The organism is Amycolatopsis sp. GA6-003, from assembly GCF_046267895.1.
Taxonomy (GTDB): Bacteria; Actinomycetota; Actinomycetes; order Mycobacteriales; family Pseudonocardiaceae; genus Amycolatopsis.
Map to the genome: position 1 here is coordinate 7,597,198 of NZ_CP176499.1, position 26,042 is coordinate 7,623,239.

Genomic DNA, 26,042 nt, shown 5'->3' on the forward strand with positions numbered 1-26,042 from the left:
AACCCGGCCTCGACCCCTTCAGCCCGACCGCGGCGAACACCTCGCCCTCCGCCGGGAGGATCGACTCGGCGGACCTGTCCACGAGCATGACCACGCGGGCGCCGGCAGGTGCCGCGTTCGGCACCGGTCAGCCACAGCCAGCCGCGGGACGGCTTCAACGCCTCGTCTGCCCCTGACGATGCCGGGCGCGGATTTCGGGAGCGCGTTACGGGTAGCGGTGGATGAGGGTTTCGGCGAGGAACCGGGCCATGGCGGTGAGGCGTTCCGGCGGGTACTGGCCTGGAGCGCGCAGGAGCAGGCGGCCGGCTTCTTCCAGTGCGTTGAGCAGGAGGTGCGCCAGGAGGTCGACGTCGATGTCCTCGGCGCCAGGACGGCCGCGGAGGAAGTGGCGGGTGAGGTCGGCGAAGCGGGCGCGCACGAGCGCTTCGCTGCGTTCCTTGTGCTTGCGTACCGGCGGCGGGGAGGCGTCGACCGGCAGCAGGATGGAGCGCCACCGCGCGGGCTCGGCGAGCACGGCGTCGAAGAAGCCGCGGGCGACGGTGGTGAACGTCTGGACCGGGTCGGCGGTCGTCAGGTCGGCGGGGATCACCGCGGCGAGCTGGGCGAGTGCGCGCCGGCCCTCGCGGTCGAGCAGTTCGCGCAGGATGTGGTCGGAGTCGGTGAACTGGCCGTAGACGACCGGGCGGGTGACGCCGGCCAGTCTGGCGACGGCGTCGACGGACACGGCGGCCACGCCGTCGGTGTTGATGATCTCCAGCGCGGTGTCGAGCAGCTGTTCCCGGCGCTCGGCCGGGGGCAGGCGCGGTGCGTAGGGCCGCTTGGGCGTGGTCGGCGAAGCCATGGGGCAATCCTAGCTTGCCAAAGCTTCACTTGTGTAGCTACAGTAGTGAAGCTTTCACGGAGGAGGCGGGCATGGCGACAGGGGCCTCAGGCAGGTTCTGCATCATCGGCGCCGGATACGCGGGCAATGGGCTGGCCCGGGCGTTCGCGCAGGCGGGGATCGGGTACGACCACTTCGAGGCGACCGGCCACGTCGGCGGCAACTGGGCGCACGGGGTCTACGACTCCACGCATCTGATCAGTTCGAAGGACTCGACCCAGTACGTCGAGCACCCGATGCCCGCGGGCTATCCGACGTTCCCGAGCCGGGCGCAGATGCTGGCCTACCTCAACGACTACGTCGACCGCTTCGGGCTGCGCGAGAACATCGAGTTCGACACCGAGGTCGTCCGGGCGGAACCGGTGGACCGCACCGGGATGGCGGGCTGGCGGGTGACGCTGTCCGGCGGCGAGGTCCGCGAGTACGCCGGGGTCGTGGTCGCCAACGGCCACTACTGGGAGCGCAACATCCCGGCGCATCCAGGCACGTTCGCCGGGAAACAGCTGCATTCCAAGGACTACCGGCGCCCGGCCGACTTCGGCGAGGGCGGCCGGGTCCTGGTCGTCGGCGGCGGCAACTCGGCCAGCGACCTCGCGGTGGAGGCCGCGGCGACCTTCGGCCGCGCGGACATCTCGATGCGCCGCGGGTACTGGTTCATCCCGAAGACGATCTTCGGGATCCCCAGCTCCGAGTGGGACCGCGCGCGGGTGCCGCTGCCGGTGCAGCGGGCCGCGTTCCGGGTGCTGCTGTGGCTGTCCCACGGCGACTACCGCCGCTACGGGCTGGAGAAGCCGGACCACAAGCTGTTCGCCAAGGACGTCACCGTCAACTCGACGCTGATGTACCACCTGCGGCACGGGAAAATCCGGCCGCGCAAGCAGATCGCCCGGTTCGACGGCCGCACCGTGCACTTCGTGGACGGCAGTTCGGGCGAGTACGACACCATCGTGTGGGCGACCGGTTTCCGCACCCGCTTCCCGTTCCTGGACGAGTCGATGTTCGTCTGGGAGCACGGACAGCCTCTGCTGCTGGAGCACTCGCTGGTTCCCGGCTACGCCAACATCTACGTCTTCGGCTTGGTCGCGCCCCGCTCCGGCGCCGGAAAGATGATCTCGCTCGGGGCGGACGTGCTCGCCGAGATCGCTCCGGCGCAGCGGATGTTCCCGGTCCCGCTGTCCGCTTTGGTCGCCCGCCGGGTCCCGGCCCGCAGCTCGATCCTGGCCGGGAACGCCGAGCTGCTAGCCCGGCTCCGGCTGCTGCGCCGGGTGGTGCGCGGCCATGCCCGCCGGGCCCGGCTGCTGGGCGGCGGGCTCGCCGGCTGGAGCGCGCGCCGCGCCGCCGCCCCCGTCCCGTCAGCGCTCCGCGAGATCGAGGAGAAGGTCGCATGAGCCTGCCCCCGCCCACGCCCCGCACCCGGGCGGTGATCACCGGCGCGTCGTCCGGCATCGGCGAGGCGCTCGCCGAGTCGCTCGCCCGCCGCGGCCACGCCCTCGTCCTGGTGGCCCGCCGCGAGGGCCGGCTCAAGGCCCTGGCCGAAAAGCTGTCCGAAAGCTGCCGGGTCGAGGTCGAGGTGCGGGCCCGCGACCTGGCCGACCGGGGCGAGCGGGCGGAGCTGGCCGCCGAACTGGCCGAGCGGGACGTCTCCGTGCTGTGCAACAACGCCGGGTTCGCCACCTACGGCCTGCTGTCCGCTTTGGACCCGGCGCGGGAGCGGGAGCAGCTGGAGCTGAACGCGACGGCGGTGCAGGACCTGACGCTGGCCGTGCTGCCCGGGATGCTGGAGCGCAAGGCGGGCGGAATCCTGATCACCGGCTCGACCGCGGGCAATCAGCCGAGCCCGCGCAATGCCACCTACGCGGCGAGCAAGGCGTTCGCCAACACCTTCGCCGAGTCGCTGCACGCGGAGCTGAAGGGCACCGGGGTCGGCTGCACGTTGCTCGCGCCCGGACCGGTGCGCACTGAGTTCACCGCGGTCGCGGACGCACCCGGCGTCGACAAGCTCGTGCCGGGCCCGCTGTGGGTGACCGCCGAACGCGCCGCGGAACTGGCCGTCGAGGGGCTGGCCCAGGACAAGCGCCGGGTAGTGCCCGGCGCGTTCGCGAAAGTGCAGACCGTCGGCGGCCTGTACGGCCCGCGCGGGCTGGCCGGGCCGATCCTGCGCACCGTGTACAAGAAGGTGAAGTGATGTCGGAAACCCTTTCCCAGCAAGTAAAACTTCCCTGTGGCGCGGTGCTGCCGAACCGGATCGCCAAGGCCGGGACGAGCGAACAGCTCGCCGCGCGCGACGGCACGCCGACCGACGCGCTGCGCCGGCTGTACGCCGTCTGGGCACGCAGCGGCGCGGGCCTGCTGATCACCGGCAACGTCATGGTCGACCGGCGCAGCCTGGTCGAGCCGCGCAACGTCATCCTCGACGACGACCGGGCGCTGGGCGAGTTCCGTGCCTGGACCGACACCGTGCACGCCACTGGCGCGCGGATCTGGATGCAGGTCAACCACCCCGGGCGGGTCGGCACCGTGCCGGCGAACCGGCGGCCGGTGGCGCCCTCGGCGACCCGCGAACCGGTGCCCGGGTTCAACCTGCGCAAGCCGCGCGAGCTGTCCGGGACCGACATCCGGCAGCTGATCGCCCGCTACGCCCGGACCGCCGAGCTGGCCGTCGCGGCCGGGTTCGACGGGGTGCAGATCCACGCCGCACACGGATTCCTGCTGTCGCAGTTCCTGTCCCCGCTCGCCAACACGCGCACCGATCACTACGGCGCCGACGCCGCGGGGCGCCGCCGTCTGCTGCTGGAGATCGTCGCCGCCACCCGCGCCGCGGCCGGCCCGGAGACGCCGGTGTCGGTGAAGCTGAACTCGGCCGATTTCCAGCGGGGCGGGCTGTCCGAGGCCGAGTCGCTGGACGTGGCCCGCGCGCTGGCCGACGAGGGAATCGACCTGCTGGAGATCTCCGGCGGCACCTACGCCGAACCGGCCATGGAGGGCGTGCACCATCCCGGCCGCCGTGCCGACGGGGAGGCGTATTTCGCCCGCTACGCCGAGAAGGTCCGCGCCGGCGCGGCGATCCCGCTGATGCTCACCGGCGGGCTGCGCACGCGGGCGGCGATGGAAAGGCTCGTCGCCGACGGGATCGACGTCGTCGGCCTCGCCCGGCCGATGGCGTTCGTGCCCGACTACCCGGCGCGGCTGCTGGCCGGCGAGCCCGAGCCGCTGCTGCCCCCCGGCCCGAAGCCGACCGGCTACCGCCCGATCGACGGCTATGTGCAGCTGGCGGTCCACAACCACCAGTTCCACCGGATCGCGGCCGGACGCGCCCCGCAGGTGCGGGCCGGCTACGGCACCGCGCTGCGCGCGATCGCCACGCTCGCCAAGGCCGCCGCGTCGCAGATCGTCGTTCCCCGTTAGCCGAGGGGGCCGCGCATGCTCGGGGAGAAGTTCACTCTGCCCAACCGCGCTGCCCAACCGCATTGCCAAGGCGGCGATGAGCGAGCAGCTGGGCACCCGGGCAGGCTTGCCGGCCGATCGTTCCTGCGCACCGCGTACCTCGCCGCGACCCAGAAATGAGCCAGCACATGACCACGCCCAGGAACCCGGTCCCCACCACGATCTTCGGCGCCAAGCTCGGGCCGCGCCGCAACCCCTCGGCCATCCCGGACGAGCGGCGCCACTTCCACACGCTGATCGTCGGCGCCGGGTTTTCCGGGCTGGGCATGGCGATCCGGCTCAAACGCGACGGCATCCACGACTTCGCGGTGCTCGAGCGCGCCACCGACGTCGGCGGTACCTGGTTCGCCAACACCTACCCCGGCTGCCGCTGCGACACCCCGTCGCGGCTGTACTCGTTCGCCTTCGCCCCCAACCCGGACTGGACCGAAACCTACGCCCGCCAGCCCGAGATCCACGCCTACCTGCGCCGCCTCGCCGAACGCGAGCACCTGCTCGGCCACCTCCGGTTCGGCACCGACGTCACCGGCGCCCATTGGGACGAGACCGAGCAGCGGTGGCGGATCGCCACCAGCTCCGGCGAGTACACCGCGACCTGCCTGATCGGCGCGATGGGACCGCTGTCCGCGCCGAAGATCCCCGATTTCCCCGGCAAGGACACGTTCGCCGGCCCGGCGTTCCACTCCGCACGCTGGGATCACGACGTCGACCTGACCGGCAAGCGGGTGGCTGTCATCGGCACCGGCGCGACGGCCGTGCAGATCGTGCCCGAGGCAGCCAAGATCGCCGGAAGGCTGGACGTCTACCAGCGCTCCGCCGCATGGGTGCCACCCCACACCGGGCGCCGCACCAGCCGCCTCGAACGCGCCCTCTACCGGATGGCCCCGTTCGCGCAACGACTTCCTCGCGCCGGCGTGTACTACCAGCGCGAACTGTACGTGCGCGCCTGGACCCGCTCGCGCCGGCAGGCCAAGGCCATGGAAGGCGTGGTCGGCGCGCACCTGCGCCGGCAGATCCGCGACCCGGAACTGCGCCGCAAGCTCACTCCCGACTACCGGCTGGGCTGCAAGCGCCCCACCCCCTCCAACGACTACTACCCGGCGTTCACCTGTTCCACCGTGGACCTGATCACCGACGGCATCGCCGAGATCCGGCCGCACTCGATCGTCGCCGCCGACGGCACCGAACGCGACGTCGACGTCATCGTCTACGCCACCGGCTTCCACGTCACCGACGCGCCGCACCAGCACTTCATCCGCGGCCGCGACGGCCGCACCCTCGACGAGGCGTGGAACGGCAGCCCCAACGCCTACCTCGGCACCACGGTCAGCGGGTTCCCCAACCTGTTCCTGCTGCTCGGCCCGAACACCGGCAACCTCACCACCTCCGTGGTGCTGATGGCCGAGTCGCAGATCGACTACGTCCTCGCGTCCCTGCGGGCATTGCGCTCGGCCGCGACCATCGAACCCCGGCCCGAGGCACAGGCCGCCTACACCGCCGACATCCAGACGCGGAGCGCGGGCTCGGTCTGGCTCCAGGGCGGATGCGAAAGCTGGTACCTCGACCGCACCGGCCGCAACAGCACCCTGTGGCCGGACTTCTCCTGGCGATTCGACGCCCGCACCCGCCATTTCCGGCCGGAACACCACATCCTCACCCCGAAAGCAGGCACCACGATCGCCGAACGAACCGTCACCGTCGCCGGCGCCCGCACCCGCCTGCTCGAATTGGCCGGGACCGGGCCCGCCCTGCTGTTCGTGCACGGCGTCACCGACTGCGCCGACTTCTGGCGACCCGTCTTCGCCCACCTCGCCGCAGCCGGGCGGCGCGCGATCGCCGTCGACCTCCCCGGCTTCGGCCACGCCGACCCGCTGCGCCCCGGCCCGGCCCTGCCGCAACTCGACAAGTTCCTCGACGAGCTGCTCGCCGAAACCGGCGCGGCCGTGGTCGTCGGCCACTCGACGGGCGGCACGCTGGCCCTCCGGCTGGCCGAACGCGCACCCGAAGAACTGCTCGGCGTCGTCGCCGCCCCGCCGGCCGGCCTCGCCGCGACCGCACTGCACGCCCTCGGCGCCCGCCTCCCGCGCTGGCCACTGGCCCCGATCCGGCTGCTGCCCGACCGCGTCCGCCGCAGGCTCATCGCGGCCTTCTGGACCTCGATCGCCGTCGCCGACCGCGGCGCCGTCACCCCCGAGTTCCTCAACGCCTACACCGGTTTCTTCAGCACGAACTTCGGCCGCTACCTCGGCACCGCCCAACTGGTCCTGCGCGAACTGCGCGACGCCTGCCACCTCGACCGCGTGCGCCACCCACTGCTGCTGATCTGGGGAACCCGAGACCGCCTCTCCGCCCCGCAATCCGCCCAGCAGATCCTCGACGCCGTCCCCGGCAGCCGGCTCGTCACCGTCGAAGGCGCCGGCCACTGCCCAGCGGTCGAATCACCCGCCCGCTTCGCCGCCGCCACCCTGGCCTTCGCCAACTCGCTCACCCGCACGAGGCCGACGTAGCCGAGCGCCGTGACCAGCCGATGTCGAGCACGGAGGCGCACTACGCCCGATACGTCGACTCGACCGGCTGATGGCTCCGCTTTCCCATCGAATTCACCGAGGGCGGCGATCATCCCGCGGCAGTCGGCGCGAAGTCTCGGGCTCGCCAACGACCACAATGGACAGTGGAACGCGCATTCGTTCAAGCGTTCTGGCGAATCCGCGGCGGTAAATGCCGCAGCCGGAGAATCGGCGACTGGCAGAGACAGGGCAGAAGCAGGGAGTTTCAGGCTCGTCGGCACGTCCGGGTTAATGATCCTTCACTGGCCGGTCGCCGGGCTTCCGGGTTTCAGCCGGTCGGCGAACCAGTCGGCGACAACGGTGTGCTGCTCGAGCGAGGGGTTGTAGAGGCAGTGGTCTCCGTCGAGCCATTCCAGCCAGGTTTTGTCGGCGGCGAGGGGCTGGTCCAGAGCCAGCCGCACCAGGGGTACCGGGTGATCCCGCTGTCGCACGAAGATCTGGCCGACCTCACCTACGCACGAGTGGAGATCGAGTCGCACGTGCTGCGGCTTTCGGTGCTGCACGGCGAGATGCACTGGGAATCGCAGGCCGTGGCCGCGCATCACGTGCTCGAACGCACCCCGTTTCTCGGCGACGACGATGTCGATCATCCCAGCGACGCGTGGTCGGCCGCACACACGGCGTTCCACCAGGCACTGCTGGCCGGCTGCCCGAACCGACGGCTGCTGGCCACAGCGCGCGGACTGCGCGAGGAGGCGGAGCTGTATCTGCAGTGGTCGGTGTCCTTCGGCCAGGAGCCCGACCGCGATGTCGCCGCAGAGCACCGGGCCCTGCTGAACGCCGCGATCGCACGAGAGGCCGACAAGGCGTGCGAGCTGCTGCGCGACCACATCGCGCACACCGCGCAACTGGTGATCCGGGGGGCAGCCGACGAACCCCAACAATGAAACCGTCAGCGCCGCCGCGCGGGAAGCCAGCCGCTGACGCGGCAATTTGGGGACTGTTGCGGCATGGTGCCGGGGATCGGTTTTCGGGCCGTTGGCTTCGCTGACTGGCGATGGTGCCGCATGGGAGCAAGGGCTCGCAGGCGATCGGGCCGCGAAACCGTCCTCTCCCAAATCCCCGACGCCATCTCCGCCACCGTCCGGATCGTCAAGGACGCTGCCGTCGCCCGCCGCGTCGCCACCAACCTCCGCGTACGTCCGCGGCCTCATCGAATGCCGCGCACTCGCTCTGGTCGGCGGAGGGCCAGAGACCTATCGTCGTCGACAAAGAAGCAGAACTCAACAAACCCGCCCCCAGAGTCGACCCCGCACCGGAATCCGGCTCGACCCCCGACGATTCCAAGTACGAGGACATGGAACTTTTTCTGCTACTGATAGGGACGGCGGACCAGTGAACCAAGGAACTCATGAGTCGGCTCGCGGACGCTGAGCGATCGGCGATATAGTTCACGTCGCTCAATGACTGGCCAGGTTAAGCCGGGTTGCTCCTGGGATGCTGTCGAGCGAGACATCGGTACGGTACTGACCGTCGATCACAAAGAACTCTTGTTCCGGGCGGCCAACCCGATCGACGCTCGACCGGACTATGCGAACTTCGTTCAAGAGGCAGCATTCAGAACTATTCACATTCTCGGCGACGAGTAATGGGAATACCTAAACGGAACTGACTGGGCGATAGAAATACTATAGGATTTTCCATTGATCGTGAACCTGCGGTATTTCGTGTTCCGTCGACGCATATGGGGAACGGTGCGTGGCTGGCGTCGTCGGAACCATATCTGCTCCAGGAGAATTCGCATGAATGCGCATTACGCGTTCATGTCGATCCGTATTGCCTCCCGGCGTGGACGTGTTGTCTGGAACCTGGGGTGACGAGGGAGGTTGGTGTTCAGCCGTCGGTTGAGAGGATCGAAGATGCGAAGCTAAGTTCGAGTGAGGAGCACGTCGATGACGTGCGTTTCAACGTGGGCCAGCTCGCGTATCCCGGGCACGCGCGGGGAAGACGTCAGCAGGTTGCCGGTCACCGTCGTCTCTTGAAGCGCGACGAGGATCCGGCCAGCCGCGAGGCAGAAGTCGAGCTTCTCCCGAGAGTCTTCGGCCGACTCGGACAACGGCCGCGGCTCCTTCTGCGGACCGGAATGGGTGTCGGCATCGATGCGTCGTCATCCGGGCGGACGGCTGGCTGATGCGGCGAGGGCGCACCAGCCACGGACGAACCGATTGCCTCGGGCTGAGTCATCTGAGTGGACTGAGCCGTGCGGCGCCTGCTAGGGAGCGGCCAGAGCTGCTTCGGCGCTGCACGGAAGCTCCATCCGCTGATCGCGAGCGCTGAGCGACCACACTCGCACCTTGCCGCCGGCCCGGCGGCCCATCATGCAGTCCGTGTCCTCTACGCCCGTCCGGGCGAACAGTGCCACGCCGACGTCGGACCCCTGAACCTGAACGAAGACCTCCGGCGGGACCCCGGCCAGGTGGGTCCCGGGATCCACCGGGGGCGCGGGCATCCCTGAAGTCAGCGCCGCGCGGACCTCCTGAGGGCTGGCCGTGGCCGGCAGGCGCCCCAGGACGGCCTCGAGCGCCGGGGCGAACCCGGGCGGGATGTCCCGCCTCGGCAACGGCGGCGGGGTGACCGCGACGGCATTGGCCGGGCAGGTGATCCGCGATGGTCCCGAGGACGTTCCGTAGGAGTCGAACTCGACGCGGTAGCAGGCGTCGAAGGTAGCCGAGCCGACGTTCCAGTCCGTGTCCGGCACCTCGTGGTGGATCCGCCAGACCAGCCGGGCCATCGGATCCCGGGGGTCGTCGTGGGGCAGATCCGTGATCTCCAGGACGCCGAAGCCGTTGCTGCGCCCCAGCGGCGTGGCGAGCGCGGCGCGGGCGAACCCGGCGGCGTCCGCCTGGCGCGGATAGCCGATCGCGTCGGTGAGCGTGTCCGACTGCCGGTCCGTCTCGGCGTTACCCGCGACCGAAGGCTTGAGCCAGAAGGACGCGACCAAGGCCGCGCAACCGAGCAGCACTACACCGTGCGAAACCTTCACAGTGCCCAGATTATCGGTGCCTGATCGTCGGTGCCTGAGTAATTTCCCCGTTTCCGCAGACATCTGCGGCAGTACCAGGCCCCCGAGTCGGCGGCTTCATGGAGTGTCAGGTCGAACCTGGGCAAGCACGCCGGCAGGCCTGAGCGCCGCGAACCGCACTTGGATGTCTATTGGAGTCAAGATTCTCGATTCGCGTACGGCTGATCCGCCAAGAGCCGCTCATCCCGCATACCGGTTGCTGGGACTTACGCCGCTTACCTCGCCATCCTGCGTACCGGTGGTGTCGTTGTGCCCTGGATCCGGCACACCCCGCAGAGCGTCTGGCCGAGATCGCAAGCTCGGCGGATCTGAACTGCACCGTGGCGGACACGGACGCCGAGACTGACTGCCTAAGTGGAAGCGCGATCCCGGTGCTGCGGCCGCGGGTCGACTTGCGGCCTGTGCCGCGCTGTGAACAGGTGCGCGAGGGCGTCCCGGGTTAGACGGCGGCACCAGACGACCTTGCTTACCTGCTCTTCACCTCCGGCTCCACGGGCTGTCCCCAAGGGTGTGCCAATTCGCCACGGGAACTTAGACCCGTTAATCGAGTTCAAGATCCGCCGCTACGCACTGGGCCCGGGTTGCCGCCATACACAGATGTTTCTGTTGACTCCCGGGAGTATGCCGTCGCTGCACTTCAGCCTGTTCGCCGGTGAGCAGCTCACGCTCGGCCAGGCGGCCGTGTGGAGCGACGCAGCACCCAGCAGCGGGTGGAGAACTTGTAGGGGCCGACCGAAGTCACCGTTGCCATGACCGCCTACCGGCTCCCTAAGCGGCGACAGGATTGGCCGACCATGTCCAACGGAGCCGTCCCAATCGGCGAGTTGTACCCGCACCTGGAGTTTCAGATCGACGCGGCCGAGGGGGGAACTGGTGGTGCGCGGCCCGCAGCGGTTCGACGGCTACCTGGACCCCGAGCCAATCGGGGACGGGGCGACCACGTCGCCGACGAGGCCGGGGTCCACGTTCATCTGGGCCGTCTCGACTCGTGGATACCGGGTCGCGTTGGCCGAGCCAGAGTCCGCGCTTCGCCCTACGACGGCGTGGAAGACGTGGTCGTGGAAGCGAGCACGACACAGGGCGGCCAGATCGAACTAGTGCGCTATGCACCGGGGCCCTTCCAGCAATGGGGGAACTCCGCAAACATCTTCGAACGCGACTTCCATCTTACATGATTCCAACCCAAATCTAGTTCGTCGCGTAGATTCCGCTGGATGACCGGGAGAAGGTCAATCGACGAGGCGGCGCTCCTGGAGTGCGTCAGTTTGCACCGAGCGGGTCGTCCGTCTGTTGGTGAGGCGCTCACCGAGTTGATCGAACGGGATGGCCACTGAGAACCAGCACTGGGGGTATAAGAGGATTCAAGGTGAGCTGCTCAAGCTCGGACACCGGGTCGTTTCTTCGACGAACCGGCGGGTCCTGAAGCGGGCGCGGATACCTCCCGCGCCGGACCGGCAGAACGACGCGACCTGGCGGCAGTTTCTGCGCACACAGGGCTCGACGATGCTGGCCTGCGACTTCTTCCAGGTCGACTGTGCACTCACCCTGAACCGGATCTATGTGTTGTTCGTGTGGGAGGTCGGCAGCCGTTACGTCCACGGTCTCGGCACGACCACCCACCCGGACGGCGAGTGGGCCACGGAACAGGTCCGAAGCCGCGCAGCAAGCGCAGGAAGCCGCCGCAAACGCGGCAAAAGCTGCCGCACTGGTTCGCAACGCCGCCGCCGAGGCGGCCGGGTACGTGGCGCGGGCCGAACGGCACGCGTCGGCCGCCGCCGGCTACGCCGAGGCGGCGGGCCGATCGGCTCGCGAGGCGCAGGAATCGGCCAAGAACGCCGTCACGTCGGCCAAGGTCGCGCGCGACGCCTCGGCCACCGCTCAGCAAGCAGCCCGCGCTGCGGAGGCTTCCGCCGCTGCCGCGAGGACCTCGGCCGCTTGGGCTCGGGCCTCTGCCGTTGCGGCAGCCGATGCGGCGCGGGTGGCTCGGCGTGCTGCTGTCGAAGCCGGCCAGGACGCGGTGAAGGCAGGAGAGGCGGCCGCGCGTGCCGCGCAGTATTTTCTCGACCGGCATCGCGTCGAAAGCGCAAACCGCGTCAGCGGCCGATGAAGAATATGTCGATGCCGCGACCTATGAAAACGGAACGCAGCTGATCACGGCGGACGGAGTCTGCTACCTCAACGGCATCGCCTTGCCCGGAGGGGTTGGGTGTCGGCTCGTGAACCGCTTTCGCAGCTGGATTCGATCGATGGATCGAGAATATCGACTACTTCATTGGCAAGCCGAGTCTTGACGACAAGACTTGCCGGCCTTCTATCTGAAGGCTTACTGCAAGTTCGATCCGCGGACCTGCGGCTACGCCTTGACTGTGCAGAGCAGCCGCTACCCCGGGAAGGTCGTTGTCGGGCCCGAAAACGGGCCGGTCCTCGGCGGCGGCTTGGGCTGCCTCGCGAAGGGGCTCGGAAAGGTAGCCGGACCGGGCAGCAAGGGGGCCAGTTCGTGGATCGACCAGAGCAAGCTGAAGAACGTCCCCGGCCACTGGGGTGAGGGAATTCCGAACCAAAAGGGTGTCGGCACGCGGTGGTTCGATCCGGCGAACCCTAAGGGGACGACCCTCAGGATCGACAAGGGAAACCCGGCGCACAAGTATCCCTCGCAGCAGGTCGATCATGTTAGAGTCACCGAGAACGGCAAGATCATCGGACGGGGAGGCGAAGTTTTCCCGCCGGGAACAAAAGTGACTGATGTTTGGGAGCAGGCTCATATTCCGCTCGATGAGTGGATTACGTGGAGGTACTGGAATCGGCCATGAAAGAAGTTCGCTTCCCTGGTATCAGGACGCAGATCGTCTCCGTGATCGTCAGCTTGTCGGACCGTGCGTACCAGGAACGAGTGTGGATCCGACACGAACTCCCGCACCCGGATTACTACGATGAATTCGACTTGGCAGTGCACGCTCTCTTCGACGACTCGCCGATACTTCCCTCCCCTGCTCCGGGCTGCGTCGGAGAATTGATCTACGCCGACGAGGAAGTACCTCTCGCGCAGCTCGGTGAAATTCTCGGCCCGCTGATCGACGAACTCGGGGACGTCCCCGACGCCGAGTACCTCAACAGTGCACAGTGGCCGGAAGTTGTTCGGCGCGCGAAGGCTGTGCGCGAAATAATGGAAAGAAATGATGGAGCGTTCGGTTATTGAGAAATTCTGCCCGTCGAGGAGGTCCTCGAGCAAGTCGTGCGCGGGCATGCGGGGTCGAGGAGCGTGATGCTCGCTGCGACTGCATCCTCCTAACCAGGACGGTCCTGTTCGGTGCCAGAGCGCACCCCGATCGGCGTTCGGGCGCGCCTGCCAGCCGATCACGCGCTTCCGCCGACCGACCACTGGGCCCGCGGCTCGACCGGGACCGGTCCCGGCGGCATCGGGGACCCTGGCCGCGGCAGCGCCGATCGCACGACGAAGGAGCGGGTGTTCATGACGTGCGGCTGTAGCACCATGTGGCGAGTTGGCATCGTGGTCCTGGCGGGGACCCTGGTTGCCGCGACCGTGAGCAGTTGCAGCGGCACACCGGCGCCGAGCACGACACCAGCGGTGAGCGCGAGCTCGGCTCCGGCGACCCTGCGGGACGCCGACCCATGCTCGTTCCTCGATCAATCCGTCGCGACCGCCAACGGACTCGTGCACGAACCGACGAGCACCGAACCGAACTCCCGCAACTGCTTTTGGACCTCGGGTGCTTTCGCGGTCGGCATCCTCGTCCGGTGGGACCGCGAGATGCTCGTCGACTTCAGCGAGAACTACCCCTCGCTGGTCGGCACCGACGTGGACCTCGGCGGAAAGAAAGTCATCATGGCCAAGCGCACTGACAGGCCCACGTGCGGCGCGCAGGTCCTCGTCCCGGAGCCGGCCGCCGTCGAGATCAGCGTGACCTACCGGCCCCCCGATACTGCCGACACTGCTTGCAAGCGCCTCAAGACCATCGGCGGGACTGTGGTTCAGAGGCTTCGCGATCAACGCCTGCTCGACGAACAATCGAGTTCACCGATCACGTCCTGAGGCACTTCTTGTGGTCGACAGGGGGTCTTGTCGCTCAGCGAGGGCGTGCCATACAGGTGAACAAGACGGCAGTGAAGAAGCTGAAGGACGGAGCGGTGAACCCCGCGAAAGGAAGGCAGAGCGTGCCTGCTCGCGTGGGTCGCTGCCTGTGCTCAGTCAGCAGCTGTCGCAGCTTCACGTGAGGCGAACCACCGGGCGAGTTGCGTGAGCCGGGCCAGGGGAGGCACCGGCCGCGCCTCGGGCCGCGGCGGAGTTCGCGCCTCCGCGGGCGACGGGCTCTTCGGCTGCACCGGAGCCTGCGCCCGGTCCGGCGGACCCGCCGGCCCTGCCGCCCGTGCTCCCGCCGAGACCGCCCGGGCCGTTTCCGCGCAGGCCGCCGGTGGGCCCACATCCGCCCGTGGGGCCGAAGCCAGCGACGTATCCCGGCGACGGGTTGCCGCTTGCGCCGGTGCTCGGCGGCGTGGGAGGCACCCAGCCGGCCCGGTCTGGCGCTCGTATGCCGGCGGTGTCCATCCGGCTGTGGTTGTCCCGTCGCCGGGAACACCCGCAGGCTGACAGCGCGGCAGCCCAGCCTCGTCGGTGGCCGGCGAGTGGTGCTGCGCCGGAGCCGACGGTGGCGGAGGGGGAGCGAACGATTGCACCGGCCCGCTGGTGCCCGGAGCTGCCACGGATGCCTGGCGGCCGCTGCTGCGCTGGCGGGGATTGTCCGGGCCAGCCCAGTGGTCGACCGGCTCCTTCGGTTGCGAGCTGATGTCGACGTTGCCGTCGCCGAAGTCCTGCAGTTGCCCGTAGTCGATCTTCAAGTTCTGGCCCGCGGACTGCTCGGTCTCGCCTTTTCGCCTGCGCTGAGGCCGATGGAGACGTCCACGGTCCGTTGGTCGTTGATCTCGATGGTGACCTGGCAGAACGTGCGCTCATCGACGCACTCGGCGACACCGGCACGACCGACCTGCGCGGTCGGCCTGGACTACGAGCCGCATGGGGTCGCCGTCACCCGCGCCAACCTCGAGCTCGCGCGCGAACGTGGCCACGTTCACGACGCCGAGGTCGTGCACGGCGACGCGCGCCAGCTGCCGCACCTCCTGCCGGCCGGCACCGCGGGCAGGTCGCGCTCGTGGTGACCTCACCCCCCGCGCGGGCCGTCCACGCACGGGCAAGCCGTCACCGCCGGCGACCCAGCGGCGACGGCAAGGTGCACAAGTACCACCACCGCTACGGCAACGCGCTCGACCGCGGCAACCTCGCCAATGTCGGCCACCACCGCCTGCTGGCGGGGTCCACCCGCATCCTCACCGGGTGTGCGGCCGTGCTGCGCCCCGGCGGGCACGTCGCGATCACCGTGCGCCCGTGGTGCGAGCACTCCGAACTGATCGACCTGCCCGCGCAGATCATCGCTTGCGGTGTCGCCGCGCCTTCCCGTGCTGCCCGCCAGGATCGGCTCGGCCGTCTTCAGCGCCAACGTCACCACGCAGGAGGTGAGCAGCAGCCGCAGGATTGGCGCCGGTTTCTTGGACGCTGCCGATTCCGAGCCGGCTGGTCTTCACGCCGACGTTGGTGGACAACGGGAAAGATCCCGAGGCCTCAGTGCGTGGAGTGCTGGCTTGCCCGGCGAAGAATGCTGCGGACGAGTGGGAACGGGACACGCCGTTCGATCTTCGCAGCGTGGGGCCGGGTGAGAGCGTCCGGCTTAAGCTGGGCAGCGCTGAGTTGCGGCCGCGCGATGGGGCCGGGGTCGAGCATCGTGAACGTCGCCAGCGTGCTGGGGCTGATCAAATCCTATGTCCCGCAAGCCGCGTACGCCGCGAGCAAGGCCGGGCCCAGCAGTGGTCGGGCCGCAAGGGAAATCGCGTCAACGCGCTCGCGCCGGGCTGCTTCCAGAGCGAGATGACCGCGGAAGTGCCGAGCGAGGGGCTGGCGGAGTTCATCCGCTCCACGAGCCCGCTCGCCCGGAGGGGAGAACAACACGAGCTGGACGCGGCGATGCTTTCCTCGGCTCGCCCGCGTCCGGCTACGTCACCGGCACGACGCTCGCGCTCGACGGCGGGATGTCCATGCGCTGACCGCGGGCAAGTCCGTCTACTGTGGACGTACGTGCCCAGCGGTCGGCGACCGAACTCGAATACCTCCCACGACGGTCCGGATTGGACATTCGACGTCGCCGGATACGCGAGGACCAGCGAGCTCGGCATGGCTCGGCCGGTTTCGGCCAGGGCGGTGCAGATCGACAACGACGGCGGCATCCGCGGCCCTTTCTCAAGATAGGCGGAGCTACAGCCGGCGGAGCACCTTGTCGAGCGCCTCCGCGGTCGCCTCGATGTGGGCTGGGGTGTGGGCGGCGGAAAGGAAGATTTTTCCCGAGGGCAGGAACAGGAAGCCTCGGCGCAGCATCCCGTCGAGGATCAGGCCCCAGAGGCCACCGGTTCCGTGCAGGCCGGTGGCGGCGCCGTCGGGGACGTACTGCAGGAGCGAGCCGACCCGGTTGAGGCTGCCCCGGCCCGGCGCGGAAGCGAGCACGGAGCCGACGGCGCGCTCGAACTCCGAGGAAACGCGTTCGAGGGTTTCGTAGACCTCGGGGTCGGCGAGCGCGCGCATGGTCGCCTCGACCGCGGCCAACGCGACGGGATTGGCGTTGAAGGTCCCGGCGTGGACGACACCCGTGGTGACCTGGTCGATCAAGTCCGCGCGTCCGACGACGGCGCTTTGGGTGAATCCTCCGGCGACGGCTTTGCCGAACACGGACAGGTCCGGGTGCACGCGGTATTTCTCGGCGGCGCCGCCCCGGGCGATCCGGAACCCGGCGATCACCTCGTCGAAGACGAGGACGACGCCGTGGCGGTCGCACAGGGACCGGAGCGTGGGCAGGAAGTCCGCCGACGGGGCTTCGACGCCGCCGTTGCTCATGATCGGGTCGACGAGCACCGCCGCGATGTCGCGTTCCGCGGCTTCGGCGAGCAGGCGTTCGGCCATCGCGACGTCGTTGAAGCGCGCCACGACGAGGTCGTCGAGCACGCTGGGCGTCTGGCCCTTGGACGCCGGTGCGGGAGCCCGGTCGACGTCGGACTCGGCAAGACCGGCGTACACGCTGTCGTGCCAGCCGTGGTAGCTCCTGGCGAACTTCACCACCCGCCGCCGCCCCGTCGCCGCCCGCGCCAGACGCAACGCCACCTGGACGGCCTCGGTGCCGGTGTTGCTCCACAGCAGCCGCTCCCCGTGCGGCACCGCGTCCAGGACCGCCTCCGCGGCGAGGTATTCGAGTTCGTGGCCGGTGCCGACGACCTGCATCCGGGCCGCGGCCGCGCACGCTGCCTCGACGATGCGGGGGTCGCCGTGGCCGAGGAGCATCGGTCCCCACGCCATCACGTAGTCGACGTAGCGGTCGCCGTCGAGGTCCCATACGTGCGCACCGCGTGCTTCGCGGACGTAGAGCGGATGCGGCCGCATCGCGAGGCGCAGAACCGACGCCACCCCGCCGCCGACGCTGCGCTGGGCTCGGGCAAAGGCCAGGCGTGAACTTTCCAGTGCCATCAGGAAATCCCTCCTCGGGAGTCGAGACCGAAGCAAGCGCCGAGATCGGAGTCGAAGTGGGTCGCGCCGTGGCCAACAGCGATCCCGCGAGGGTCGTTGGCCACGGCGCGGCGCTCACCCTGCTCCCAGCGCGGCCCGCCGTCGCTGTGTCGCCTCGTGGTCGACCCGGGGCTGCTCGCCCACGATGACCACGCCGTACACCTCTGCCGCGGCGTCGCGGCTGACGTAGCCCTCGGCGACGTCGTGGAGGACCGCGTCGGCGTCGCGGGAGCGCGGGTCGCCGAATCCGCCGCCGCCGGCGGTCGTGTTGAGCACGTACTGGCCCGGCTGGAGCGCGATCGCGCCGGTGCCCGGAAGTTCGGTGACCTCGCCGGTGGCGTGGCGGAGCGCGGCCGCGGCCGTGGCGCCGGGCCCGCCGCCGTGGATGCCGTTCGGCGGCGATTCGTGAGCGTCGAGCGTCCACACGACATCGACCGGGTTCCCTCGGGCCGTGTAGGCCAGCTCCATCGCGTTGGCCCCCCGGTGCTTCCCGGGTCCGCCGGAGTCGGGGAGCAGGCGGACGTAGTCGAACTGGACCGGGTACTTCTGCTCGTTGATCTCGATCGAGTCCCGGTACAGCAGGCCGGCGCAGACCGGCAGGATCCAGGTCAGCCACCCGTCGCAGTCCCGCGAGGCGGGTCCGCCGTTGTTGGCGACGAACATCTGGTTCACGAACGGCATGCCGGTCCGCCAGTCGGTCCCGGAGATGACGCCCATGCCCGGGCCCATCCCGGTGCCGCCCTCGGCGACGCCGTGGCCGGTGCCGGCTTCGCCGAGGGCCGACTGGGCGAGATTGACCAGCCGGTCCGCGACGTTCGTGGTGGCCATGGAGGCGGAGGTCGGGTGCCGGGGGATCCCGACGACGCAGTTCTCGCGCAGGAGGACCTCGACGCGGCGGAAGGCCCCGGCGTTGTGCGGCACGGTCGGGTCGATGTTGTTGAACAGCCCGGCGATCGCCATGTTCGTCGCCGTCGAGCGCGTCATGTTCAGTCCGGCCGGAACGCAGTCGGGGTTGTCGCGCAGGTCGATGGTGACCCGTCCGGCCTCCGCGTCCACTGTCAGGTCCACCTTGAGCGGGATCGGGGGCAGCGGCCCGACGCTGTCGTGCTGCCCGCGCCGGACGTAGCGCCCGGACGGCAGCGCCGAGATCGCCGCGGTCATCCGGCGCTCGGAATAGTCGAACCATTCGGCGACGAACTGCCGGATCAGCTCCAGGCCGTAGGCGTCGACGAGTTCCTTGAGCCGGCGTTCGCCGGTCCGTGCCGCGCCCAGCGTCGCGAGGTAGTCGCCGTACCACTGGTCGGGCACCCGGATCCGCCTGCGGCACATCTCGATGACGTCGGAGATGTCCTCGCGGTCGCGCTGGACCTGCACGCACGGGAAGTTGAGGGCGCCTTCCTCGTAGACGTCCTTCGCCATCGCGAAATAGGTCGTGGGCATGCTGTTGCCGATGTCGGCTTGGTGGGACTTGGCGACGGCGGTGAAGAGGTGCGTGTCGCCGACGAACACCGGCACCATGATCGTGTGGTCGGCGTGGTGCGAGCCGCCGACGTAGGGATCGTTGTCCAGGTAGGCGTCGCCGTCGCGGAGGTCGGGGTGCCGGCGGCGCAGTTCGGCGGTCTGCAGATGCGCGCCGAAGATGTGCACCGGCAGACCTTCGGCGGAGGCGAGCAGTTCGTCCTCGCCGGTGACGATCGAGCAGGAGAAGTCCCGTGCGACGGCGATGACCGAGGAGCGGCCGGCGCGCAGCAGCGTGCTGGTCATTTCGCGGACGATCGTGTCGAGCCGGTTGGCGATGACCGCCATCTGAGCGGGGTCGAGGTTCCCGGATGTCATGTCAGACCTCCACGAGGTAGTTGCCGGCGGACGTGATGTGCAGGCGGGCGCCAGGCGGCACGACGAGGGTGCTGGTCGGTTCCTCGACGATGAGCGGGCCCGCGAGGACCGTGCCGGGCGGGCGCGACCCACCGGCAACGACGGTCGTGTCGTGCCAGGCGCCGTCGAAGTAGGCGGGTTTGACGCGGTCCGCGCCCGCGCGGACGGTTTCGAGGCCGTCGCGGCGGTCGGTGACCGCGGCGACCGCGCGGCTTCCGACCGGGGCGCGCAGCCGTGCCTTCCAGGTCAGGCACTCCACCGGCGCACCGGGCTCCTTCACCGCGAAGACGCGCTCGTGGGCCTCGTCGAAGGCCTGCCGGAGCGCGGCCAGGCCGTCGGCGTCGTCGATCTGGGCGCCGACCGGTACTTCCAGTTCCCAGACCTGGTAGGCGTAGCGGGCCTCGACGAGGTGGTCGACGGCGATGCCGTCGATGCCGCGCTCGCGCAGTCCGGCGGCGAACTCGTCCGCGCGCTCGTCGAGTCCTTTGAGGACGCTGTTCACCGCCTCGAAGTCCCAGGCCCTGGTGTCGGCGAACTGGCTGGCGGTGAACTCCGCGACGATGTCGGAGAACTGCCCGCCGGTCGCGCTGAGCGCGCCGGCCGATCGCGGCATCAGCACCGAGGAACAGCCGAGCGCGCGCACGATCGCCGCGATTCCCAGACCGGCGGCTCCACCGCCTGCGACGACCAGCGCCCGCGCGGGATCGACGCCCTCGTTGATGGTGATGTCCTGGATCGCGCCGACCATGTGCTCGTTCGCGACGGTCAGGACGGACTCCGCGGTCTTCTCCCGGCTGAGCCCGAGCGTCGCGGCGAGTCCGTCGACCGCGGCGTCGGCGGCGGCGCGGTCGAGCGGCATGCGGCCGCCGAGGAACGTGTCCGGGTCGAGGTAGCCCAGGACGCACGCGGCGTCGCTGACGGTCGGCTCGGTTCCGCCGCGGCCGTAGCAGGCCGGGCCGGGATCGGCGCCCGCGCTGCGCGGGCCGACGCGCAGGAGCCCGCCGTCGTCGACCCACGCGATCGAGCCGCCGCCGGATCCGATCGAGCGGATGTCGACCGAGGCCGTTCCGGTCAGGTGCCCGAGATACTTCGGGCCCAGCCAGGTCTCGTTGGTGAAGGCGACCGCCCCGGCCCGGACGAGCGAGACGTCGAAGCTCGTCCCGCCGGTGTCGCAGACGATCACGTCGCGGCGGTCGTTCTCGGCGCGGGCGAACGTCAGCCCCGCCACCGGGGCCATCGAGGGCCCGGAGCGGACGGTGTCTACGGGCCGGGCCGCGGCGTCGGGCAGGTGCAGCACGCCGCCGAACGAGGTCGCGACCATGAGTTCCCCGCGGAACCCGGCGGCGGCGAGATCCTCGGCAATGGCGGACAGGTGCGCGCTCATCATCGGTTTGAGAGAGGCGTCGATCGCGGCGGTCGAGGCTCGCCGGTACTCCCGGACGATCGGGTTGACCTCGTGCGAGAGCGTGTAGGGGACCCCGGGCAGCTCCTCGGAGACCAGCTCGCCGACCCGGCGTTCGTGCGCGCCGTTGACGATCGACCAGAGCAGGCAGACCGCGACGGCTTCCACGTTCTGCGCGCGCAGCCGGCGGAGGATGTCCCGGACCGCGTCCTCGTCCAGGCGCCGCACGACGTCGCCCTCGGAATCGATGCGTTCCGGGATTTCGCGGGTGAGCGCGCGGGGCACGTAGGGCTCGGGATAGCGCACGCTGAGGTCGAATCCGTCGTGCTTGCCGCCCTCGCGCAGCACCAGGATGTCCGGGAATCCCTCGGTGACCAGCAGCGCCGTGCGGGCGGTGCGGCCCTCGAGGATGGCGTTGGTCGAGCGGGTCGTCGAGTAGACGAACACGGCCGTGTCCGCGAGCAGCTGCTCGGCGGTGATGCCCAATTCGGCAGCCGCGACCTCGACGCCTCCGCGCACGCCGTCGAAGGCTCGCTCGCGGGTCGGCGCCTTGCCGATCGTGAGGCGGCCGTCGTCGTCGGTCACGACCACGTCGGTGAAGGTGCCGCCGGTGTCGACGGTGATCTTGTAGGGCACTGGTCCAGTCCTTTCAGCAGGTGTTCGGAGCGGCCGGTCAGGCAGTGCGTTCGCCGGCGCGACGGGCGGCGCGGACGAAGTCGGCGGATTCCGCGGCGCAGCCCGCACAGATCGCGGCCAGGCCGGCGGACGGGTCGCGGTCCATCTCGATGGCGGTGTAGGAGAGCCGGCAGACGTGGCACCGGATCCGGGCGCCCCAGGCGTCGTCGACCTCGTCGCGCGGGTCGTCGCCGCGACGCAGCAACGGCGACCGTCCGACCCGCAACCCGACGGCGTACAGGAGCGCGGCGAGGATGCAGGTGATCGCCGGCGCGAGAGTCGTGTACCAGGCGCCGGGACGGCCGAATTCGGTCAGCACGATCCCGGTCAGCGATGCGAGAAGCCAGGCCGCGAGGCCGGGCAGCACGTTGCGGAGCCGTCCGGGGCGGAACTCGGGGACGCCGTCGCGGTCCCCTCGGGCCAGCGCGATGTGGGCGAGGGCGATGGCGACCCAGGCGACGACGAACACGCCCTGCCACGCCAGTGCGGTCAGCAGAGAGGACAGCACGTCGGTGAGCATGAAGGCGAAGACGATCACGCCGGCGATCACCGACCAGGCGATCCGGGGCCAGCGCAGCCGCAGGGCTCGTTCGCCGAAGGCCTCCAGGTTCGTCGAGGCGACGTAGTAGTTCGCCGTGTTGATCCTGGTCTGGCTGACGAGGATCAACACCAGCCCGGCGACGCCGAGGGTGCCGAGCACCGCGTCGATGACACCGGTCTCCGAGGCCGCCCGCCCGGGCAGGACGGCGGTGGTCACGAAGATGCCGATGACGCCGTTGAGCACGAAGGTGCCCAAGTAGTAAGGGATTCCGAAGGTGACCCGCGAGTGGAACCGCGCGTCCGCCGGGCGTCCCAGGCGGGCGTAGTCGACGGCGAACATCATCACGACCCAGGTCCCCATGTAGACCATGAAGGCGGTGACCCAGCCGGGAAGCGCGAGCCCGGCCGGCGTCGGCGTGGCGGCCAGGCCGGACGCGAATCCGTGCTGGACGCCGGCGGCGAGCACCAGTGCGACCAGCCCGGCGAGATAGAGGGGGAGCAGCACTCCGTTGAGCCGGTCGAGCCAGCGCTGGACTCCGCCGATCACGAGCGGGACGGCGTAGAGGACCACGATCGCGTACCAGACGCGGATGTCGCTGGCCGGTGCGAACCACCGCTGCAGGGCGACCGCGATCACCGAGCCCTCGAAGACCGCGTAGTAGATCGCGGTGGCGCCGAGCAGGAGCGGGGCGAGGCCGCCGCCGAGGTAACCGAACAGGCGCCGCGACAGCAGAGCGACGGTGAGCCCGGAACGGATGGCGTAGCGGACCAGTACGGCCTGAACGAGTCCGAAGACCACTGAGGCGAGGACCATGCCGATGACGGCGTTCGCGCGGCCGACGGCTTGGGCCACCGAAACCGCTACGTAGAGCCAAAACATCGCGCTGAAGGTCGCCAGCCAGGCCATCGACAGCGACGTGCGGCCTGCCCGGCCGGTCAGCGGCACGACATGGGTCGCGTAGTCCTGGGTCGCGGCCTGCTTGACCACTGCGGGGTCGTCGGTGCGGGTGATCTGGAGCGGAGGTCTGACGGAGTGTTCGGTCTCCGGGAAGGAATCGGCAGACATGAGCAGTCCTCGGATGGCCATGGTCGTCCGTTGCGGGCGGGCCGCGGCGGACACGACCGGACGGGCCGCCGTCGACTAGGCGGCGACGCTGCGAACCGGCGCATGCGGTTCCGGCGACCGGGCCGCTGGGGGTGGGCGTGCCGTCGATCACCGCGGACAACGCTACGAGCGGCCGTTGTGACCTGGGTCATCCCGGCGGACGGTCTTCGGGAGGAGATCGCTCCGGCTGTCCGGAGGAGGAAGGCATCCTCCAGGCAGCCGGTGCCAGGGGATCAGTCGAGCAGGCCGCGCCGGATCGCCGCGGCCACCGCTGACGCCCGATCGTTCACGCCGAGCTTCTCGTAGGCGTGCTGAAGGTGAGTCTTGACCGTCGTCACGCCGACGAAGAGTTCGGCGGCGATGTCCTTGATCGCTGTTCCCTCGGCGGCGAGCCGCAGTACGTCGCGCTCGCGTTCGGTCAGCGGCGGCTGCTCTTGCCGCCGCGCCTGTCGCCGGAGTTCCTCGGCCAGGCCCGTCTGCAGCTCGGGCGGGATGACGGTAGCCCCGCCGGCGACCGCGAGAACGGTCTCGGCGACAGTTTCCCCGGAGACGACCTTCATCAGGTAGGCGCGAGCGCCGGCGGCCAGGGCTCGGTAGACCGTCGCGCTGTCCTCGTAGGCGGAGACGATCACGCATCGCGACGGCAGTCCCTCGCGGACGCACTGCTCGATGATTTCGATTCCGTCGGCCCCGGGGAGCATGAGGTCGAGCACTGCGACGTCAGGTTCGGTCCGGCGAAGCAGTTCGAGCGCGCCCACGCCGTCCCCCGACACGCCGACGACCTCGATTTCGGGACGGCTTCCCAGCTGGGCGGCCAGCCCGTCGCGATAGACGGGGTGGTCGTCCGCGAGCAACACCCGCACCAGGTTCATCCGCGGCTCTCCTGGGTCAGTTCGCTGATCGTGCGGACGAGCGCACGCAGGTCGACGGGCTTGGTCAGATACGCGGCCGCCCCGGCCTCGGCGAGCCGGGTGATGCGCGGCCCGAGCGCATCGGCCGACACTACGACAACCGGGATCGCCGCCGTCTCCGGCTGGGCACGGAGCCGGGCGAGGACCGTCTCTCCGTCGGCATCCGGGAGGTGCAGGTCCAGCAGGACGATGTCGGGCCGGGCCACGCGTGCGAGCGCGACGCCGTCGGCCGCGGTCCTCGCACAGGCCAGCTCGGCGACGCGCTGCCGCTCGAGCACCCCTCTCACGAGTTCGACGTTCGCGTCGGCGTCCTCGATGTAGAGCACGCGCACCGAGGACAGGTCGGCGAGCGGCTCGTCAGGCCCGGCGTCCGCGGCGTCGTGCTGCGGCCGCACGCCGGGGGCGATCGGCAGTTCGAGGAAGAACACGCTTCCGCGGCCCGGTTTCGCTCGCTCGACCCCCAGCCTTCCGCCCATTGCCTCGGCCAGGGCGCGGGAAAGGGTCAGGCCCAAGCCGGTCCCTTCCACCTCGGTCCCGCCGGCGTCGAGGCGCTCGAAGGGGGCGAAGACCCGTTCGGTCTCTTCGGCGGTCAGCCCTCGGCCGGTGTCGGTGACGAGGAACCGGATCCGTCCTTCGCCGGCGCGGAAGGACGCGGTCACCATGCCGTCCGGGCGGTTGTATTTCACCGCGTTGCTGAGCAGGTTCAGCAGCACTTGCGCGAGCCGGCGCCGGTTGGCCACGACGGCGGTGTCGAGGCCCCCGTGGAAGTCCCGGGCGAGGGTGATCCCGCGGGCCTCCGCCAGCGGCCGCACGAGGACCAGCGCCTCCTGGAAGGCCTCGACCGCGCCGACCGGCTCGACCTCGACGTCGAGCCCGACGTGCTCGGTGGTGGTGATGTCGAGGACCTCGTTGATGAGGTTCAGCAGGTGATGGCCCGCCTGCACGATGCGGTGCGCCCGGTCGGCCTGCTCGCCCCGCAGGTCCAGTTCCAGCAGCTGCCCGAAACCCAGGATCGAGTTGAGCGGCGTGCGCAGCTCGTGGCTCATCCGGGACAGGAACTCCGTCTTCGCCGCGTTGGCGCGCTCCGCCTCGTCGCGAGCGAGGCGAACGGCCTGCTCGGCGTGGCTGCGGTCGGTGATGTCGGTCGAGATGCCGCCGACCGCGTACGGCCGGCCGTCCTCGCCGATCAGCGGGAACTTCGTCGACAGGTAGATCGTGTCTCCCGGGACCGGCTCCTCGAACATCATGCTTCTGGCCGCGTCGAGAACGCGCTGGTCGTTGGCGTGATAGGTACGGCCGAGCCGGGCGCCGAAGATGTCGTCGTCGGTCATCCCGACGACGTCCTCCCGGCGGACCCCGGTGGCTTTCTCGAACGAGCTGTTGATCAGCAGGTAACGCCCGTCGGCCCCCTTGAGGTAGATGAGCGCGTCGACCGCGTCCGCGATCGCCTGCATCATCTGCTCGCTTTCCCAGAGCGCACGATCCGCACGGGAGCGCGACGCGGCGACGTCGAGCTGGACGAGCACCAGCCCGGCGAACTCTTCGGATCGCAACCGATCGACGCGCAGGACCGCTTGGACGACATCGCCGCCAGCACCGGCGAGAGACACCTTGTGCGGTCCGCTGCCGGACGCGAGCGCGTCGACGGGCAGCTCTGGGAACAGCTCGCTCAGGCACGCACCCGTGGGAACGGGACGGCCGAGCAGCTCGCTGAACGCCGTGCTGGCGGCAACAACCTCGGCGCCGTCCGGGCCGTGGCGCACGATCAACGACGGCGCGACCGCGAGCTCAGCCAGCTCAGCGGCCGCCGGCGATACCCCGTTGGATCGGCGCGACACGTCCACAGCCGGAGATCCTAGGCGCACTTCGGCGGCGCGTCGGCCCATGACGTCGCCGGATGATTGCCATGAGGTCGGCGTGTTCGTCGGCGGACCGTTCGACGGCGTAGCCGCGCGGGAGGTTGTGGAGCCGTCGCACCCGAGGCAGGAGCAGGGGCGTTTTTCGTG

General features: G+C 69.9%; 22 protein-coding genes. 11 read left to right on the top strand and 11 right to left on the bottom strand.

The features are described 5' to 3' along the window. Nucleotides 1-205 precede the first annotated feature (205 nt). Nucleotides 206-841, bottom strand: coding sequence for a TetR/AcrR family transcriptional regulator (locus tag F9C12_RS34450; protein WP_409463193.1), 636 nt, complete (start codon nt 839-841; stop codon nt 206-208). A gap of 71 nt (nt 842-912) precedes the next feature. Here F9C12_RS34450 and F9C12_RS34455 point away from each other — a divergent pair, with 71 nt between their 5' ends. The 4 genes from F9C12_RS34455 to F9C12_RS34470 all read left to right on the top strand — a co-directional run bounded on the left by F9C12_RS34455 (nt 913) and on the right by F9C12_RS34470 (nt 6,831). After that, complete coding sequence (locus F9C12_RS34455; RefSeq protein ID WP_409463194.1) at nt 913-2,268, top strand: flavin-containing monooxygenase; 1,356 nt, start codon at nt 913-915, stop codon at nt 2,266-2,268. Then, nucleotides 2,265-3,065, top strand: coding sequence for an SDR family NAD(P)-dependent oxidoreductase (locus F9C12_RS34460; RefSeq protein WP_409463195.1), 801 nt, complete (start codon nt 2,265-2,267; stop codon nt 3,063-3,065). Before F9C12_RS34455 ends, F9C12_RS34460 begins: the two co-directional genes overlap by 4 nt. Then, nucleotides 3,065-4,285, top strand: a complete 1,221-nt coding sequence (locus F9C12_RS34465; RefSeq protein ID WP_409463196.1) for an NADH:flavin oxidoreductase — start codon at nt 3,065-3,067, stop codon at nt 4,283-4,285. Before F9C12_RS34460 ends, F9C12_RS34465 begins: the two co-directional genes overlap by 1 nt. Nucleotides 4,286-4,452: 167 nt before the next feature. Continuing rightward, entirely contained in the window at nt 4,453-6,831 is a 2,379-nt protein-coding gene (locus F9C12_RS34470) for an alpha/beta fold hydrolase (protein ID WP_409463197.1), read from the top strand. Between the two features lie 299 nt (nt 6,832-7,130). On the opposite strand, the gene F9C12_RS34475 is transcribed toward F9C12_RS34470, so the two are convergent. Then, nucleotides 7,131-7,292: a hypothetical protein gene (locus tag F9C12_RS34475; RefSeq protein WP_409463198.1), complete on the bottom strand. Its 162-nt coding sequence runs from the start codon at nt 7,290-7,292 to the stop codon at nt 7,131-7,133. A 60-nt stretch (nt 7,293-7,352) separates the two neighbouring features. Between F9C12_RS34475 and F9C12_RS34480 the strand changes: the two genes are divergently transcribed. Continuing rightward, nucleotides 7,353-7,778 carry an FCD domain-containing protein gene (locus tag F9C12_RS34480; RefSeq protein WP_409463199.1) on the top strand — a complete coding sequence of 142 codons (426 nt, stop codon included), beginning with the start codon at nt 7,353-7,355 and terminating at the stop codon, nt 7,776-7,778. Nucleotides 7,779-8,758: 980 nt separating this feature from the next. Here F9C12_RS34480 and F9C12_RS34485 read toward each other — a convergent pair. Both F9C12_RS34485 and F9C12_RS34490 read right to left on the bottom strand, forming a co-directional pair. Then, on the bottom strand, nt 8,759-8,947 hold the full coding sequence (locus tag F9C12_RS34485; RefSeq protein WP_409463200.1) for a hypothetical protein: 189 nt from the start codon (nt 8,945-8,947) through the stop codon (nt 8,759-8,761). A 156-nt stretch (nt 8,948-9,103) separates the two neighbouring features. Next, a complete protein-coding gene (locus F9C12_RS34490) occupies nt 9,104-9,874 on the bottom strand; it encodes a hypothetical protein (protein WP_409463201.1) in 771 nt (256 codons plus the stop codon). A 1,780-nt stretch (nt 9,875-11,654) separates the two neighbouring features. Between F9C12_RS34490 and F9C12_RS34495 the strand changes: the two genes are divergently transcribed. The 5 genes from F9C12_RS34495 (at nt 11,655) to F9C12_RS34515 (ending at nt 15,085) form a co-directional block, all read left to right on the top strand. Further along, entirely contained in the window at nt 11,655-12,020 is a 366-nt protein-coding gene (locus F9C12_RS34495; protein WP_409463202.1) for a hypothetical protein, read from the top strand. Nucleotides 12,021-12,213: 193 nt separating this feature from the next. Next, nucleotides 12,214-12,723 (top strand): hypothetical protein, encoded by a 510-nt coding sequence (locus F9C12_RS34500; protein WP_409463203.1) that lies wholly within the window; start codon nt 12,214-12,216, stop codon nt 12,721-12,723. Further along, on the top strand, nt 12,690-13,109 hold the full coding sequence (locus F9C12_RS34505) for an SCO4402 family protein (RefSeq protein ID WP_409463204.1): 420 nt from the start codon (nt 12,690-12,692) through the stop codon (nt 13,107-13,109). The genes F9C12_RS34500 and F9C12_RS34505 overlap by 34 nt, the downstream gene beginning before the upstream one ends. Before the next feature lie 111 nt (nt 13,110-13,220). Continuing rightward, nucleotides 13,221-13,964 carry a DUF3558 family protein gene (locus tag F9C12_RS34510; RefSeq protein WP_409463205.1) on the top strand — a complete coding sequence of 248 codons (744 nt, stop codon included), beginning with the start codon at nt 13,221-13,223 and terminating at the stop codon, nt 13,962-13,964. A gap of 719 nt (nt 13,965-14,683) precedes the next feature. Further along, on the top strand, nt 14,684-15,085 hold the full coding sequence (locus F9C12_RS34515) for a hypothetical protein (protein ID WP_409463206.1): 402 nt from the start codon (nt 14,684-14,686) through the stop codon (nt 15,083-15,085). A 2-nt stretch (nt 15,086-15,087) separates the two neighbouring features. Here F9C12_RS34515 and F9C12_RS34520 read toward each other — a convergent pair whose 3' ends face one another. Beyond that, complete coding sequence (locus tag F9C12_RS34520; RefSeq protein ID WP_409185944.1) at nt 15,088-15,429, bottom strand: hypothetical protein; 342 nt, start codon at nt 15,427-15,429, stop codon at nt 15,088-15,090. A 119-nt stretch (nt 15,430-15,548) separates the two neighbouring features. Between F9C12_RS34520 and F9C12_RS34525 the strand changes: the two genes are divergently transcribed. Continuing rightward, complete coding sequence (locus tag F9C12_RS34525) at nt 15,549-16,226, top strand: hypothetical protein (protein WP_409467121.1); 678 nt, start codon at nt 15,549-15,551, stop codon at nt 16,224-16,226. Between the two features lie 6 nt (nt 16,227-16,232). On the opposite strand, the gene F9C12_RS34530 is transcribed toward F9C12_RS34525, so the two are convergent. The 6 genes from F9C12_RS34530 to F9C12_RS34555 form a co-directional block, all read right to left on the bottom strand. Continuing rightward, a complete protein-coding gene (locus F9C12_RS34530; RefSeq protein ID WP_409463207.1) occupies nt 16,233-17,489 on the bottom strand; it encodes an aspartate aminotransferase family protein in 1,257 nt (418 codons plus the stop codon). Between the two features lie 114 nt (nt 17,490-17,603). Further along, nucleotides 17,604-19,364 carry a hydantoinase B/oxoprolinase family protein gene (locus tag F9C12_RS34535; protein WP_409185947.1) on the bottom strand — a complete coding sequence of 587 codons (1,761 nt, stop codon included), beginning with the start codon at nt 19,362-19,364 and terminating at the stop codon, nt 17,604-17,606. A gap of 1 nt (nt 19,365) precedes the next feature. Beyond that, complete coding sequence (locus F9C12_RS34540; RefSeq protein ID WP_409463208.1) at nt 19,366-21,441, bottom strand: hydantoinase/oxoprolinase family protein; 2,076 nt, start codon at nt 21,439-21,441, stop codon at nt 19,366-19,368. 37 nt (nt 21,442-21,478) lie between these two features. Further along, nucleotides 21,479-23,086: a purine-cytosine permease family protein gene (locus F9C12_RS34545; protein ID WP_409463209.1), complete on the bottom strand. Its 1,608-nt coding sequence runs from the start codon at nt 23,084-23,086 to the stop codon at nt 21,479-21,481. A 272-nt stretch (nt 23,087-23,358) separates the two neighbouring features. Then, the gene (locus F9C12_RS34550) at nt 23,359-23,997 is read right to left on the bottom strand and encodes a response regulator (RefSeq protein ID WP_409185950.1); all 639 of its coding nucleotides are present in this window, start codon (nt 23,995-23,997) and stop codon (nt 23,359-23,361) included. Then, a complete protein-coding gene (locus F9C12_RS34555) occupies nt 23,994-25,874 on the bottom strand; it encodes an ATP-binding protein (RefSeq protein WP_409463210.1) in 1,881 nt (626 codons plus the stop codon). Before F9C12_RS34555 ends, F9C12_RS34550 begins: the two co-directional genes overlap by 4 nt. Between the last annotated feature and the right edge of the window lie 168 nt (nt 25,875-26,042).